This window comes from Imperialibacter sp. (assembly GCF_040222385.1).
Lineage (GTDB): Bacteria > Bacteroidota > Bacteroidia > Cytophagales > Cyclobacteriaceae > Imperialibacter.
Map to the genome: position 1 here is coordinate 466,674 of NZ_JAVKDF010000017.1, position 13,638 is coordinate 480,311.

General features: G+C 47.1%; 11 protein-coding genes. 5 read left to right on the forward strand and 6 right to left on the reverse strand.

Annotation, left to right across the window (positions count from 1 at the left end; genetic code table 11):
* The first annotated feature begins 7 nt into the window (after positions 1 to 7).
* On the forward strand, positions 8 to 541 hold the full coding sequence (locus tag RIG68_RS05745; RefSeq protein ID WP_350119701.1) for an RNA methyltransferase: 534 nt from the start codon (positions 8 to 10) through the stop codon (positions 539 to 541).
* On the opposite strand, the gene RIG68_RS05750 is transcribed toward RIG68_RS05745, so the two are convergent.
* From RIG68_RS05750 to RIG68_RS05770, 5 genes are all read right to left on the reverse strand, one after another.
* Complete coding sequence (locus RIG68_RS05750; protein WP_350119704.1) at positions 531 to 2,975, reverse strand: TonB-dependent receptor domain-containing protein; 2,445 nt, start codon at positions 2,973 to 2,975, stop codon at positions 531 to 533. The genes RIG68_RS05745 and RIG68_RS05750 overlap by 11 nt on opposite strands.
* Positions 2,972 to 4,318, reverse strand: coding sequence for an HTTM domain-containing protein (locus tag RIG68_RS05755; RefSeq protein WP_350119707.1), 1,347 nt, complete (start codon positions 4,316 to 4,318; stop codon positions 2,972 to 2,974). Before RIG68_RS05755 ends, RIG68_RS05750 begins: the two co-directional genes overlap by 4 nt.
* Before the next feature lie 3 nt (positions 4,319 to 4,321).
* Entirely contained in the window at positions 4,322 to 5,458 is a 1,137-nt protein-coding gene (locus RIG68_RS05760; RefSeq protein ID WP_350119710.1) for an imelysin family protein, read from the reverse strand.
* 6 nt (positions 5,459 to 5,464) lie between these two features.
* A complete protein-coding gene (locus RIG68_RS05765; RefSeq protein ID WP_350119713.1) occupies positions 5,465 to 6,622 on the reverse strand; it encodes a DUF4856 domain-containing protein in 1,158 nt (385 codons plus the stop codon).
* A 114-nt stretch (positions 6,623 to 6,736) separates the two neighbouring features.
* Positions 6,737 to 7,762 (reverse strand): imelysin family protein, encoded by a 1,026-nt coding sequence (locus RIG68_RS05770; RefSeq protein WP_350119716.1) that lies wholly within the window; start codon positions 7,760 to 7,762, stop codon positions 6,737 to 6,739.
* 300 nt (positions 7,763 to 8,062) lie between these two features.
* On the opposite strand from RIG68_RS05770, the gene fumC reads away from it, so the two are divergent.
* The 3 genes from fumC (at position 8,063) to map (ending at position 11,098) form a co-directional block, all read left to right on the forward strand.
* Complete coding sequence (gene fumC / locus RIG68_RS05775; RefSeq protein WP_350119719.1) at positions 8,063 to 9,463, forward strand: class II fumarate hydratase; 1,401 nt, start codon at positions 8,063 to 8,065, stop codon at positions 9,461 to 9,463.
* A gap of 75 nt (positions 9,464 to 9,538) precedes the next feature.
* Entirely contained in the window at positions 9,539 to 10,144 is a 606-nt protein-coding gene (locus tag RIG68_RS05780; protein WP_350119722.1) for an Ezrin/radixin/moesin family protein, read from the forward strand.
* Positions 10,145 to 10,312: 168 nt separating this feature from the next.
* Positions 10,313 to 11,098, forward strand: coding sequence for a type I methionyl aminopeptidase (gene map / locus RIG68_RS05785; protein ID WP_350119725.1), 786 nt, complete (start codon positions 10,313 to 10,315; stop codon positions 11,096 to 11,098).
* Between the two features lie 5 nt (positions 11,099 to 11,103).
* Here the strand turns inward: map and RIG68_RS05790 are convergent, their stop codons facing one another.
* On the reverse strand, positions 11,104 to 11,490 hold the full coding sequence (locus RIG68_RS05790; protein ID WP_350119728.1) for a VOC family protein: 387 nt from the start codon (positions 11,488 to 11,490) through the stop codon (positions 11,104 to 11,106).
* A 569-nt stretch (positions 11,491 to 12,059) separates the two neighbouring features.
* On the opposite strand from RIG68_RS05790, the gene RIG68_RS05795 reads away from it, so the two are divergent.
* Positions 12,060 to 13,619 carry a hypothetical protein gene (locus tag RIG68_RS05795; RefSeq protein ID WP_152001595.1) on the forward strand — a complete coding sequence of 520 codons (1,560 nt, stop codon included), beginning with the start codon at positions 12,060 to 12,062 and terminating at the stop codon, positions 13,617 to 13,619.
* Positions 13,620 to 13,638 lie beyond the last annotated feature (19 nt).

A 13,638-nucleotide genomic window follows, 5' to 3' on the forward strand; every position in this document is an offset into this window, starting at 1 on the left:
TTTCTTCATGAGAAAAATCAGTAACGACGAACTCAATCGGCTGTCAGTAGATGACTTCAAAACTACTAAAAAATTTCCGATAGCTGTGGTGCTCGACAACGTTAGAAGCATGCACAATGTAGGTGCTGCTTTCAGAACGGGAGATGCTTTCGCAGTCGAAAAAATACTGCTTTGTGGCATTACGGCAACACCCCCTCACAGAGAGATTCACAAGACGGCCCTGGGGTCGACTGATACCGTTGAATGGAAGTATTTCCCAACAACAACCGAAGCTATCCAATCGCTGAAAAAAGAGAAATATAAAGTTTTTGTGGTTGAGCAAACTGACGAAAAAATCTTTCTGCACGACTTCCAACCAGCCACTGACGAAAAATATGCCTTCGTTTTCGGGCACGAGGTGTTCGGCGTGTCAGACGAGGCAGTGGCTTTGGCGGATGCAGCTATTGAAATTCCTCAATTTGGCACCAAACACTCGCTCAATATCACGGTTAGCCTCGGCGTAGTTATTTGGGACGTGGTGAGCAAAATGCTCAAAGCTTAATGCCCACAGAAAAGTAAAAACTGCGACCATCGGAGGGGATAATCCCGGGACCCGGATACCCGGCGGCTCTGCGGGTAAAGTACATATTGTTAGTCAGGTTATTTATTCCTGATTCAAAGTAGATTTTGCTGAGGGCATATCTGGCTGAAAAATCGGCGACAAAGTAGGCTGGGATGATGCCTTCGACCGCCGTGGGCACAGGGGGGGTACTGTCGGCATTGGAAGCGTCGGAAAACTGCTGGGAAAGGTAGGTGTACTGCACCGACAACTGCAGGGGCCCGCCTCTGTAGGTAAGCCCCGTGCGGTAGCTCACTCTGGGAACCAGCTCCACCTGATTGCCTTCAATACCTGGCTCTCCACTTTGCAGATACTCCGAGCGGATAATCGCCAGGTTATTAAAGAAAGCAAGCTGCCATTTGTCCTGGGCGGGAGCTACCAGCTTATGAATATTCAACTCAACCAGTGACTCAAGCCCGACAATACCAGCATCTGCAATATTGGTCCGGTACCGAAAGGTTCTGTTGATCAGGTTATTGAAACGTGGGTCAGGTTCTGTGCGCAGCACCGTACCAATTCTATTATTGTAGCCCAGGTAGAAGCCACTTATGTCGTAGCTCATCAGCTGCCCCCACACCCCTCTGGCTCCGATATCTACGTTGTACCCCGTTTCATCCGTCAGGTTTTCGTCGACCGAGAGCGAGGGATTATTGACCCTGATATCATTGAAGTTAATTGCCCGGTAGTTTTGAGAAAAGTTGCCATAAAGCTCAAGTTGTGGCGAAGGCTTAAGGCTCAGGCCAATCCCGCCAAAGAGGAAAGTTCTTTCGTTGGTCTTATCTTCATACACGGTCGAATCATAAATCACATTGCCTGCAAGATCTGTTCTTGTGTCCCTGTAATAGCCGTTTGCACCTGTCCTGATGTGTTCGAGCCGCAAGCCCGGTGTGACGCTGAATTTATCCGTGAGGGTAAAAATATTTTCTGCAAATGCAGCGGTGTTGAAGCTGGGCAGGTCAAAATCCGATCCCTCCAGTTGCTCGGGGTTCAGGTAGGTGAAATCTGCTTCTTTTCCCGACGGCCCCCAACCCTGCTGCCGTACGGTAAATCCATTGTATATTCTTCCCCCCACGAGTAGCGCCGAGTACTGTCTGCCTACTTTATAATTCCAGATCAGGCGGGTTTCGTTGCCGAAATTTCGAAAAGCATCGCTTAAAAAGTCCCTGTTTTGGGTCTCGTCATCTGGTCGGTCGATCCGGCCCAGGTTACCCAGAGCCTCCCTGCCTGCCACAAGTCCGAAAAACCTGGAGTTGAGCCGCAGGGTCGACGTAAATGAATGATTGAGCTGTGCAGACATGAGGTTCCAGTTCACCTTGAACCAGTTGCGCTCTCTCTTCGATTGTCTCGGGTCGGAATAAAATTCATTGTCGGTGAGACCACCCGGCTGTTGGGCAAGGTAGTACAAATGCGTGTAGTCCACTTCCAGCGAGGTGCTGGCCGACAGCTGGTAGGTCATCCTTCCGTAGGTAGTAGTAGAATTGAAATCAGAATTGCAGCGCCAGCATTGACCCGAGGCGGTTCGGTTATAGGCATAGTAATTGAGCTTGCCAACCTGCCCGCCAGCCGACAAAAAGCTGTTGTAAAAGCCCAGGCTGTTGTATGTCTGTTCCGTTTCGACGGCAAGCTTGCGATCTGTTGGCCCCTTTTTCATCACGAAATTGACCAGTCCACCGAATTGGGTTCCATATTGCAGCGACGCTGCGCCTCTCACAATCTCTATACGATCCACAGCCTGAATAGCTGGCGAATAGTAGCTTTCGGGGTAGCCGAGCGCATCTGCCGCTATGTCGTATCCATTCTGTCGGGTATTAAAATTCGAGTTCCGGTTTGGGCTAAGGCCCCTCGTGGCTACCCCTATTTGCAACCCGGCACAATCGCTTTCCCACACATTTGCCCCGGGGATCCGGCTAAATATTTGCCGGGCATTGTTAGCCGCTTTATTTGCCACTATCTCTCCCAGCTGGATAATCTCTGTTTTCTTGGCTTCGTAGATGCTGGTCCCTTCTACACCCCTCAGCGTCTTCATACTGAACATTTCCTCTGACGATCCATCAATCACCAACTCATTCAGTTCCTTCTCGAGCTCATTCAGCCGCAGCAAAATGGGCGACACCACCGGTTCTTTTAATCTGTACCTCAGCGTTTCATAGCCATAGAGGTAGGCAGTCAGCTCCCGGGTTCCCGATGGCACCCCTGACAACGAAAAATACCCATTGATGTCGGAAAGGGTAAAAAGTGGTGAACCCTCCACAAAAACCCTGACACCAGGCAGCGACGAACCTGCTATGTCCTCTATCCGGCCTTGCACGGTCTGTTGCGCCACAACGCTTGCCGTCGGGAGCAATGCTATCAACAAAATGATGAGGCTATTTTTCATTCGGCGGGAAGTATCCAGGTTTTTGGAAGAAACGATTCTTGTTGATGCACCAGGTTAACAGTTGGGTCAATAAATGGACGGCTGCGTCGTCCGTTGAGTGTCACCCACGACTCAGCCCGGATTTCGGGGTCGGTCAGGCCCTGGTTCTTCAGCTCACCGGCCAGGAAATGGGCAAATTGCAGGATCATATCCGGCTGAGTGGCCACCATTTTTTCCTGCTGCGGGGTCAGGTAGTCGTGGTTGGCTATCTGACCCATGCGACCAGTGGCGGGGTCATTAACGTGAAAGGAGACATACCCCGCCTTTTCCATCAGCATCACCCGCCAGCTAAAGCGATAGCCCTCTTCTCTCCAAAAGAGCGGTGCAGGGTACAACAAATACCTCCAGGGCATAAGAAGTTGCCAGCAAACAAAGGTTACCATAAGCCACTTGTAAACTGGCGCCAAACGGTAATTGTCCTGTCTTTCACTTCCTTCGGAGGGCCATTTTATGCGGAATATCCGGGAAATCTTGTTCAGCAGGTTTTCATGAAATGCAGGTGGAAAGAAGATCAGCGTGCTCAGAATCATAATAAACGGAAACATGCCAATGGCCGGAAACAGCAGGGCCGTAAGGGCATGAAAAAAGATCACAAAAAAATAGGCAACAGGCCGGGTGCGTGAGTTAAGCAGAAAAAAAACAATGAAAAGATCGTAAGCCGCACCGCCCCAGCTCATGGCATAGGCCACCCATTCTTTACCAAGCAAGGGGCCAATGAGCGGAAGGTGAGATTTGGCAGGCAGCCATATCTTCAATGGCATGGCCCGCAAAAGCCAGTCACCGTTGAGTTTGGCAATGCCTGCAAACACATATACTACTGCCAGCTGGAATTTCAGCAGGTTAACAGACCATGCCGGAATATATTGCTTTGCTGATGAGGGCTTGAGCCAGGCATCAACAGAGAAGCGCCGACCCGCCGGCATAAAAATCATGAGAAAGCTGACAAGGCTGACAAAGTAGTAGTGATTCAGGTAGTTGGTTTTGTCGATCAGCTCTATGTAAGTAAACGACAGAAAAAAAAGCGCCGCTGCCAACCGGTAGCGCCAGCCCACCATCACCATCAGGGAAGAAACAAGTACAAGTCCGAAGACGAGGTACATGCCAATACCCGAAAGTGGTTTTACCCACTCAAAACCATAAAAGGGAAAAAAGACCCTGGGTTGGATATACAATTCGGCCACCCACCCTTTTAGCATAAACCTTATGGTGCTGATGGCCATCATGCCACCAAACACTATTCGGAAAACCACCAAGGGGGCTATCGGTACTTTGCCTGAAAAAATATGCCCAACCCAGGGTTTCATATGTCAGTCTCCATCGTTGTCCTGATAGGAAATCACCACGCCAAGGGCCGACGCCATGTCTGTCTTGAGAAGTACGGCTAGCTGCTGCATTTGTGCAAAAACCTGCTGCACACGACTGTTATCCGTTCTAATCTGCTCATCCAGCGGGTTTTCAATCTGATCTATGAACCCAAGCACCGCATCAAACTGCGCATTGATGGCTTCGTCGAGTGGCAGCTCCGATCCCGAGGTTGTCGCCGCCTTTCTTGCCTTCAGGTAATCGTCGAAACCCAGCCCTTTCACGCCCTCTCTTGTTTGCCCCAGGAACAACTTTTTGTAAGCGTCCACATTTGCGAGGGCCAGCTCCAGCGAATAGCCGGCATAATATGCTTCAGTTGCTTCGGGAATGGTAATACCCAGCGACCTAATACCAGCCGGAATGCCAATCTTGGCATCTCTCGTATTTCTCTCAAAGCTCAAATTGAGCGCATTCACCAGCTTGCCCAGTGAACTGCCCGCATCGGCACCCAGGGCACCGTCGCTGGTAAACTCCCCCAGGTAATTACCACCGTCAGGTGACCAGGCAGTATACACTTCGGCGGCGGTAGCAATAATCAGCTCAGCCACGTTCTGTAGGTAGGTTGCCCGTTGTGGTTGATCTGCAAAGCCCTGAATCACTTCCCCAGACGTGACGTCCTTCCCATAAAGCAAATACTCCAAGGCAGCAAAGCCCTTGGCATCGTTATTAGCCAAAGTGCCAAGGTTGTAGCTGCCGTTTTCTATGTTCCGCTCAATTTTTGACCTATCTGCCGGAAAAATATTCAGGTTTGAAACCAGCCCACTCTCCTCGGCGGGCCCAAATTGATAAGGGCTACAATATTGCCAGGCTATTCTCGCTTCAAACAATGCTGTTTTAGCCTCCTCAAGTGTGCTGCTTTCAGGCGATGCGATGAAGGACGAGATCTTGTCACGAAGTATACCGCTCTTCTGCTCCAACTCCTGGTAGGCAGGCACTATTAAGGAGTTTCCCACATGCTCCAGGAACCCTTTCTGGTCAAAATTATCTCCGGCATTCGGGCCGTTGTCATCTTCTCCGCAGGATGTAACCATCATGCCAGCCAGCATCAGAACAACAGGCGCCCATTTTTTATATTCTCCCAATCTCACTTAGAGTTGATCCTTTACAGGTTCGAGTTCTTGATAAGTAGTGACCAGCGTATTCCTGGCTTCGTTCAGCCCTGCCACTGTGGCCTTCCAGAAATCCCCTCCTTCACCCAAGTTGGATGTGAGTATGTCGTTAATCTGTGCCTGTGTTAGCTTCTTTTTTGGACTGTACTGGATCGCCTTTACAAACTGGTATGCTTCAGAAAGATGATGGAAGGCGTTGCCGATGTCTCCATCATTGAAATTTCCAATAGCTTGGTTGATGTAGTGAACTGTAACGGCGGCAGTTACCAGCTCATGGCCAGCATAAATAATTTCACGTTGTTGATCCCTTGTAACATAATCTTTGTTTACAATAGCGGTTCGTCCCTTCAGGTAGGCATTCATCAGCAAAGCGTTAGTGCCCAGCAGCGCATCCATATTGTTGGTGTAATGGCCCCAAAATCTCCTTTCACTGGCTTCCAGAACAGGTTCACCTGCAGGAAAGTCGACGGGCACGCCGAAATAACCAAAGGCTTCGTCCCAATGGTGCTCCATAGCAGTGTAGTTTTTCCCATCTACCAGCGCCTCATTGTCAACACCATCGCCCACTTTGGCATCGGTGAGGTAAGCGTTAAATATCTGGTTATAAAAAGTGGAGCCCATAAGTCCCTTTTCTACAAACTGAGTGAATTCCCACCCCTGCTCATTTACTAGAATATAGCTGTCTGTGGTGCCTCTTTGCAGTCTGCCAGCAATTCCCTCGCCGGCCACTGTGCCGTTGGCTGCCACATCGGCGCTTGCCACTTCTGTCGCTTCAAAAAGCTCTTTTATATTTTGCACCTCCGAAACAAATGTTTTGTCCTCCAGCTTCTTGGATGACGCATTCAGCTCAGCTGACAGGAAAGGTGAATTTGTGTTAGCAAACATATCATTCAGTAGGCTTGCCTCAACCGCCTCACCCTTGTCGCCTTTTGTAATATATGCCTTTATCTCAGCCACCATGTTCAACCTGTCGGTCTGCCCGCTATAATCTACCGTGCTGAGCCCGTTCCGCTCAAATGTATATGCTGTCGGCACCTCAGCGATTGGTGCCTCCGCATCATCGTCGTTTCCGCATCCACTCAGCAATCCAAATGACCCCAGCAGCAACAGTACCCTGAATCTTTCGTGCAATCTCATTGTTTTGAATTATTTAGATTAATTATAAACAATGGCAAAATTATCTTTATTTAGATTTAATACAAATAAAGAAATAGGAAAATATACAGAAAAACTGCTGTCTTTGGATGGCGGTCAGTAAGTAATCTCCACTCTTAACGCAGGAGCCATTTCTTTCTTGATCAGATAAGACAACCCGATCAACTGATTGTTGAGTTGTTGCACAGTCGGCAGGTTGCTCTCTATTTGATTTGAGAGTGGGTCAGTCATTGACTGTAGAGTGGAAGAAACAGAGCCAAGACCTGAAGCCACAGCCTCGGACAGCGGCTGGTCGGAGGCAGAAAGCTTAGCCCCTTTGATGTTGAGGTATTCATCAAAGCCCAATCCATCTACTCCATTTCTCGAAGTTCCGGTAAAAATCAATCGATATGCCTCGATGTTTGCTTTGAGCAGCTCAAGAGAATAGCCCCCGTAGTAGGCCTCTGTTGCTTCAGGGGAAGCCAAGCCACCGCTATAGTCGCCCATTGGAATACCTACTTTGGCTTTGGTCACTGTCAGCTCAAGGCTTTTAGCAAGACCGTTGACGAGATCAGAAACAGAACTTCCTTCTTTCACTCCCAGGGCGTCGTCGTCAGCAAAAAAGACGTAGTAAACACCCCCTATGGCCGGATCCCAGGAGCGATAAACTAAATTTGATGCCAGCGAAATCTGACCGGCAACACCAAGCAGATAGCCGTTTAAAGTCGTTTTGCTTGCAATCGTTGAAAGCAATTTTTCATCTGTAACGGACTTATTATTGAGCAGGTAGTCAAGGGCAGGAAATCCCTTGGCATGGCTGTTTTCCGGAAGATTTAAGTCGATATTCGAGCTATCCAGGTTAGCTTCAATTTGGGAAATATCAGCGGGAAATGAGTTTATATCTGCACCCAGGTCACGCAGTTCTGAAGGGCCAAACTCAAACGGCAGGCAATACTGCCACGATAGCCACGCTTCTTTGAGGCTTTGCCTTGCCATAAGCAAGTTGTTCTTGCTGGGCTGTTTGATCAAGCGATCCAGGGCCGTGTCGAGGGCCATGCTCTTTTCAGTCAGGTCCTTGTAAGACGGAATGATCAAATTCCTCCCAATATTTTCAACAAATCCTTTTTGGTCAAAAAATCTCACCAGTGATGGATCAGGGCCCTTTTCAAAGCACGAAACACAGGAGATTAAAAAAAACGCTCCCAAAAAACAGTTCCTCATTTTACTCTTCATTGCCTGCTCATTATATGCTGTTGACCCTATTCCGAGAGAGAACGTTGCAAGTTATTTTACTCTTGCCAAAAATCTATTCACAAAGCGTAAAAACCTGAAAGCGATTCTCTTTGTATCTCCTGCCTCATATAATAGCGTAGCTATAAGAAAATAGGTGTCAATTCGGCTTGGTTTTTACTAATTTAGCCCGCAGAATTAACTAACAGTACAATGAGTATAAGAATAGAGAAAGATACAATGGGCCCGGTGGAGGTGCCTGCTGAAAAATATTGGGGCGCTCAGACACAACGATCAAGAGACAATTTCAAAATCGGCGGAGACAGTGCCCGTATGCCTATTGAAATAATCAGGGCGTTTGCCGTACTCAAAAAAGCGGCTGCTCAGGCCAACAATGAACTTGGCGTATTGCCAAAAGACAAGCTCGACCTCATTTCCAGGGCTTGTGACGAGGTGCTGGAAGGGAAATTAGATGATCAGTTTCCGCTGGTAATCTGGCAAACCGGCTCAGGCACCCAGTCGAACATGAATGTGAATGAAGTAGTGGCCAACAGGGCGCACGTTATTAACGGTGGCAAGCTGCTCGACGAAAAGAAAATCATCCACCCCAACGACGACGTCAATAAGTCGCAGTCGTCCAACGACACCTTCCCCACCGCCATGCACATTGCCGGCTACAAAATGGTGGTTGAGGTCACGATTCCCAAAGTTCAGAAGCTTCGTGATACACTCGCTGCCAAGGCAGCCACCTTTAAAGATGTGGTAAAAATTGGCCGGACGCATTTTATGGACGCTACCCCGCTTACGCTTGGTCAGGAGTTTTCTGGTTATGTGTCGCAGCTAGATCATGCGCTCAAGGCACTGAAAAACACCCTTCCTCATTTATCGGAGCTGGCACTTGGGGGCACTGCTGTAGGCACAGGCCTCAATACCCCAAAAGGATACGACGTGCTGGTGGCGAAAAAAATCGCTGCTATATCAGGCCATCCTTTTGTAACAGCCGAAAACAAGTTTGAGTCACTGGCTGCTCACGATGCCATCGTTGAATCGTCGGGCGCTCTGAAGCAGCTCGCCGTGAGTCTGATGAAAATTGCCAACGACATCCGGATGCTTTCCTCAGGCCCCCGCAGTGGTATCGGGGAAATCCTCATCCCTGAAAACGAACCCGGCTCGTCTATCATGCCTGGCAAGGTGAATCCTACTCAGTGTGAAGCACTGACGATGGTATGCGCTCAAGCCATTGGCAATGACGCAGCCATTACCGTAGGAGGCATGAACGGCCATTTTGAACTGAATGTATTCAAGCCGGTTATGATTGCGAATTTTCTTCAATCAGCCCGCCTTTTAGGCGACGCCTGCGAGTCTTTCAACGACCATTGCGCCATTGGCATCGAGCCTAATCATCCCGAAATAAAAGACAAGCTGGAAAAGTCATTAATGCTCGTAACAGCGCTGAATACGCATATTGGGTATGAAAATGCAGCTAAAATCGCCAAGAAGGCGCACAAGGAAGGAACCACCCTCCGGCAGGCCGCTATTGAGCTAGGACTTCTTACCAATGAACAATTCGATGAGTGGGTAGTGCCTAAAAATATGGTTGGCAGCTTGAAATAGTGCAAATTGAAATTTGACATTATCAAACATATTTTTGTACATTGCTAACGAGTTATATTAAAATTTCAATTTAAGATGAAAAAACTCTTCAAATTTTTACCAATTATCTTTGGTCTTGCTGTAGCCCTGCCTACTCAGGCACAGATGTCGAAGAAAGAAAAAAAGGAATGGAAGAAAAGGACTAAGTCCCTGGAGCCAGAACAATATAAAACGCTATTAGAGGAAAACCAGTCGCTGAAGAGCCAGGTAAGTACATTAAAGAATCAAACAGCCGACTTTGACAGCAAACTGGCCGACAAAGATTCTCAGATTAGCGAGTATCAGGAAACCATCAGCTCTCTTCGCTCCGACTTGTCAGCAACCAGAAAGCAACTTCAGGATGCCAATGCTGCACCTGCGACGCCTGCCGGTATCAACGCCAATGTTGGTGTTGTCTTCAAAGTGCAGGTGGGCGCCTTCAAAAACAAGGATCTCACCAAGTTTGCCCAAGACAATGAGAACTTCAGTGCGGAAACAGATGGTGACGTGAACAAGTACACACTGGGCGTTTTCAAAGACTACTATGAAGCCGATGCTTTCAAAAAGTATTTGAGAGAAATGGGCGTGAAGGATGCCTGGATTGTGTCTTTCAAAGATGGACAAAGAGTGCCTATCAAAGATGTGCTGGAAGGCATCATATAAAAAATTCTATTTAACTGAAAAGGCGGCCACAAGGTCGCCTTTTTTGTTTTGCCCTGGCACAACGAGTTGAGCTACCTTTTGAGGATTATTTAGCTTATCTTTGTGGTCTTTTTGAAAGGTGGGGCCTATATCCGACCCCATATTGATTACTGAGAGATTCTGATTTATATGATTCAATACAAGACCGCAGAGGAAATTGAGCTAATGAGGATAAGTGCCCAGCTGGTTTCACGCACACTGGGTATGCTGGCAAAAGAAGTACAACCGGGCGTCACGCCTCTGCATCTCGACAAACTTGCTGAAGAATTTATCAGAGATCATGGAGCTATTCCGGGGTTTCTTGGATTATATGATTTCCCCAACTCCTTGTGCATGTCGCTCAACGAGCAGGTTGTGCATGGCATTCCCTCGGGCAAGCCGCTTGCAGAGGGCGATATCATCTCAATTGACTGCGGAGTGCTGAAAAATGGCTACTACGGAGACCAGGCCTATACCTTTATGGTGGGAGAGGTGTCAGACGAAATTAAAAAGCTTCTTAGAGTGACCAAAGAATGTCTCAAGTTGGGCATTGAGCAGGCCACCTCCTCCAACAGAATTGGTGACATTAGTTTTGCTATTCAAGCGCATGCTGAAGCCAATGGTTATGGCGTGGTAAGGGAGCTTGTAGGGCATGGCCTCGGCAAGAAAATGCATGAGTCTCCCGAAGTGCCCAATTACGGAAGAAGAGGCAGTGGCCCAAAAATCAAAGAAGGTCTCGTAATAGCCATCGAACCCATGATCAACATGGGAACAAGAAGGGTAAAGCAGCTAAGAGACGGCTGGACAATTATTACTGCCGACAATAGGCCTTCGGCCCATTACGAGCATGATGTAGCCATTGTTGATGGCAAGCCAGATGTTCTTACCACGTTCGATTTTGTAGAAGAAGCCCTGGGCGTGCTTCAGAGCAGCTAGTGCCTCTACCAAAGCCCCGGGGGCACAATCTCTATCACATGCCCGTCGGGGTCTTCAAAATAGAAAGAGTGAATTCCTTCTTTCCACTTTTGCTCATGCGTTATTTCGATACCCTTTTTTAGCAGTTCTGCCTTCCACCTGTCGTAGGTCGTCGCCGGCACTTCAAATGCCATGTGTTGCTTGCCCTCCGCATAATGTGGAGGCAGCACCTTTTCATTCCGTGTAACTGACGCATCGAAACAAAGCAACACTGTGTCGCCGACCTCAAAAAAAACATGGCGGCCAGGCACCATGGCAATAACCGGCAGGCTCAGGCATTCGTGATAAAACTTCCGGGTAGCCTCAAGGTCAGACACATAAAGGCACGTTTCTTTTATCCTTGTTATCTTCATTGACATCTATCTCCTGAAAAAACTCACTAAAGAGTTTACGTTCAATAAGTTTGGTCTGTTCGCCGTTTCCCCATTTCACGGAAATTTCGTACATTCCATTATACTTTCTTCCCTGGTAAACCGAGCCCTGCTCATATCCGTTTAAACCAACAAATGGTTTTGGCGCCTTAACGCACTCAAATCTAATTTTAAATTTATCAGTCAACACCGTGCTATTTATTTGGGGGGCAAATATAGCCTTATCTCAAGTTTTGCTGTTACATTTCTGACAATAATTGTTAACATTTATTTTTTGTACTTTTCCAATATGCTGTTTCTCTATTCCATGTGTTCAGGTCATCCGATAGTTGGCAGAAAACCATGTTGGGATATCCATTCTCCCATTTACCAAACCCCCTGTAAATTAATTCTTAGCATAAAACCCTTGAATCCGTTATAATTTATTTAATTTAATCTCTAGAAGGGTTTGTCCTATGGCTATTTAGCTGCTTTGGGGTAAAATTCGACACTTGAATCAGTATACTCTATTGTTTTCACAAATTGTACTCTTTACGTATTAGCACATTATAATGGAAGAACTAGTTAAGCTCATTGAAATTGCAAAAAAGAAAGGTCAGCGAAGCATACAGCTCGTTAACCAGAATTTTCGAAAGAAGGAAATCTCAAAAGACAATCAACTTTATGAGGGGATTATAACAGGAGAGTTTCTCAACGATGATGATGCAGCCACCAAAATGTTTGACACTGATCCTGGCAACAGAAATTACAGAAACGCCAAGACAAAGTTAAAACAGCGGCTTCTCAATCATCTTTACTTTCTCGACTACGACAAGGACATCTACACGTTGCACAACAAGATGTCCTACGAATGTCTTCATACGCTGCATCAAACGAAGATTCTTTTCATGGAAGGATCTTCAGAAATTGGCATTCGGCTTATCCCTCAATTAGTAAGGGCCACTACCGAGTTTGAATTCCACGAGATAAAAATCGAAGCGCTCATTATTCTGAGGAACGAATATGCGCACATGGGAAAGCTTACGCCCTACCTTGAAACTCAGGCCGAAATTGATGTGGTTACCAACACACTCAAAATAACCCGGCAGTGCGAGGAGCTCTACTTTAGTACGCTGGTTAACATCAATAAGTCGGTAAGTGCCCAGCAGCGGGTTATTGATGCTATTCCGAAGACTATCAAGCAAATAGAAGAGGCTGCCAAGCAGCTTAAAAGCAATCGACTTGACGTGCTGTCGTACAAGCTAAAGTTGCTGTACAACCAGCTTACCTGGAAGTTCAAAGAGAACCTCACCATTTGTACCGAAATAGAGAAAAAGTACCTCAACAAGCACAACCATGAGGTGGAGGTTGATTTGAGCAAAAATCAAATTTCTCTGATAAAAATCTATTGCTTCTACAACACGGGGGATGTTGAGAACGGAAAGGCGTATGCCACCAAGGCGCTCAGCCTCTTCAAAAACGGCAGCCCTGAGTGGTTTGATTTCATGGAGTACTACTTCCTGCTGCTAATGAAGGGGGAGATGTACAAAGACGCTGGAAAAGCATTCAGAGCCATCAGAACCAACAAGAACTACGTGCATCTTGACGAGGTGGACAAAAATCGCTGGCTGATCTACAGAGCCTTCCTTGTTTTCGTCAACGACGAAAAGCTACTCAAATGGGGCTTTGACCTCGAGGAGTTCCTTAACAAAGTGCCTGACTACTCCAAAGACATGAATAACTACGCCGTGGGCACATTGGTTATTCAATTCCTATATCTGTTGAGGGATGCGGAAGTAATCAAGCTCAAGGCAGTGCTTCAAGAGCTTGAGAAATACAACTCTGAGCATTTGGACAAGAGAACAAACTACAGGAACAGCATCTTCATCAGGTTGATTTCTATGGTAACTGAAAATGAGTTTAGTCACGATGCCATCAAAGACAGAGGCAAGGTATACTTCTCGAAACTGAAGAGGACAAAAATCCCTTGTGAGATCAAGGTTGACCTGGAAGTGATTCCTTATGAAATCCTATGGAGTTATATCCTGAAGATTTTGTCGAGCAATAAGTTTTATGTTCACTATCGTTTCTACGACATTCACTTCAAGCAGATGGCCGAACAAGCGAAGTAAGTGATATCGAAGGTCAACA

Excerpts from the sequence above, each read along its gene's own strand:
- RIG68_RS05780 (WP_350119722.1), top strand. The coding sequence starts at position 9,539 with ATGAAAAAACTCTTCAAATTTTTACCAATTATCTTTGGTCTTGCTGTA.
- RIG68_RS05790 (WP_350119728.1), bottom strand. The coding sequence starts at position 11,490 with ATGAAGATAACAAGGATAAAAGAAACGTGCCTTTATGTGTCTGACCTT.
- RIG68_RS05765 (WP_350119713.1), bottom strand. The coding sequence starts at position 6,622 with ATGAGATTGCACGAAAGATTCAGGGTACTGTTGCTGCTGGGGTCATTT.
- RIG68_RS05750 (WP_350119704.1), bottom strand. The coding sequence starts at position 2,975 with ATGAAAAATAGCCTCATCATTTTGTTGATAGCATTGCTCCCGACGGCA.
- RIG68_RS05745 (WP_350119701.1), top strand. The coding sequence starts at position 8 with ATGAGAAAAATCAGTAACGACGAACTCAATCGGCTGTCAGTAGATGAC.
- fumC (WP_350119719.1), top strand. The coding sequence starts at position 8,063 with ATGAGTATAAGAATAGAGAAAGATACAATGGGCCCGGTGGAGGTGCCT.
- map (WP_350119725.1), top strand. The coding sequence starts at position 10,313 with ATGATTCAATACAAGACCGCAGAGGAAATTGAGCTAATGAGGATAAGT.
- RIG68_RS05755 (WP_350119707.1), bottom strand. The coding sequence starts at position 4,318 with ATGAAACCCTGGGTTGGGCATATTTTTTCAGGCAAAGTACCGATAGCC.
- RIG68_RS05795 (WP_152001595.1), top strand. The coding sequence starts at position 12,060 with ATGGAAGAACTAGTTAAGCTCATTGAAATTGCAAAAAAGAAAGGTCAG.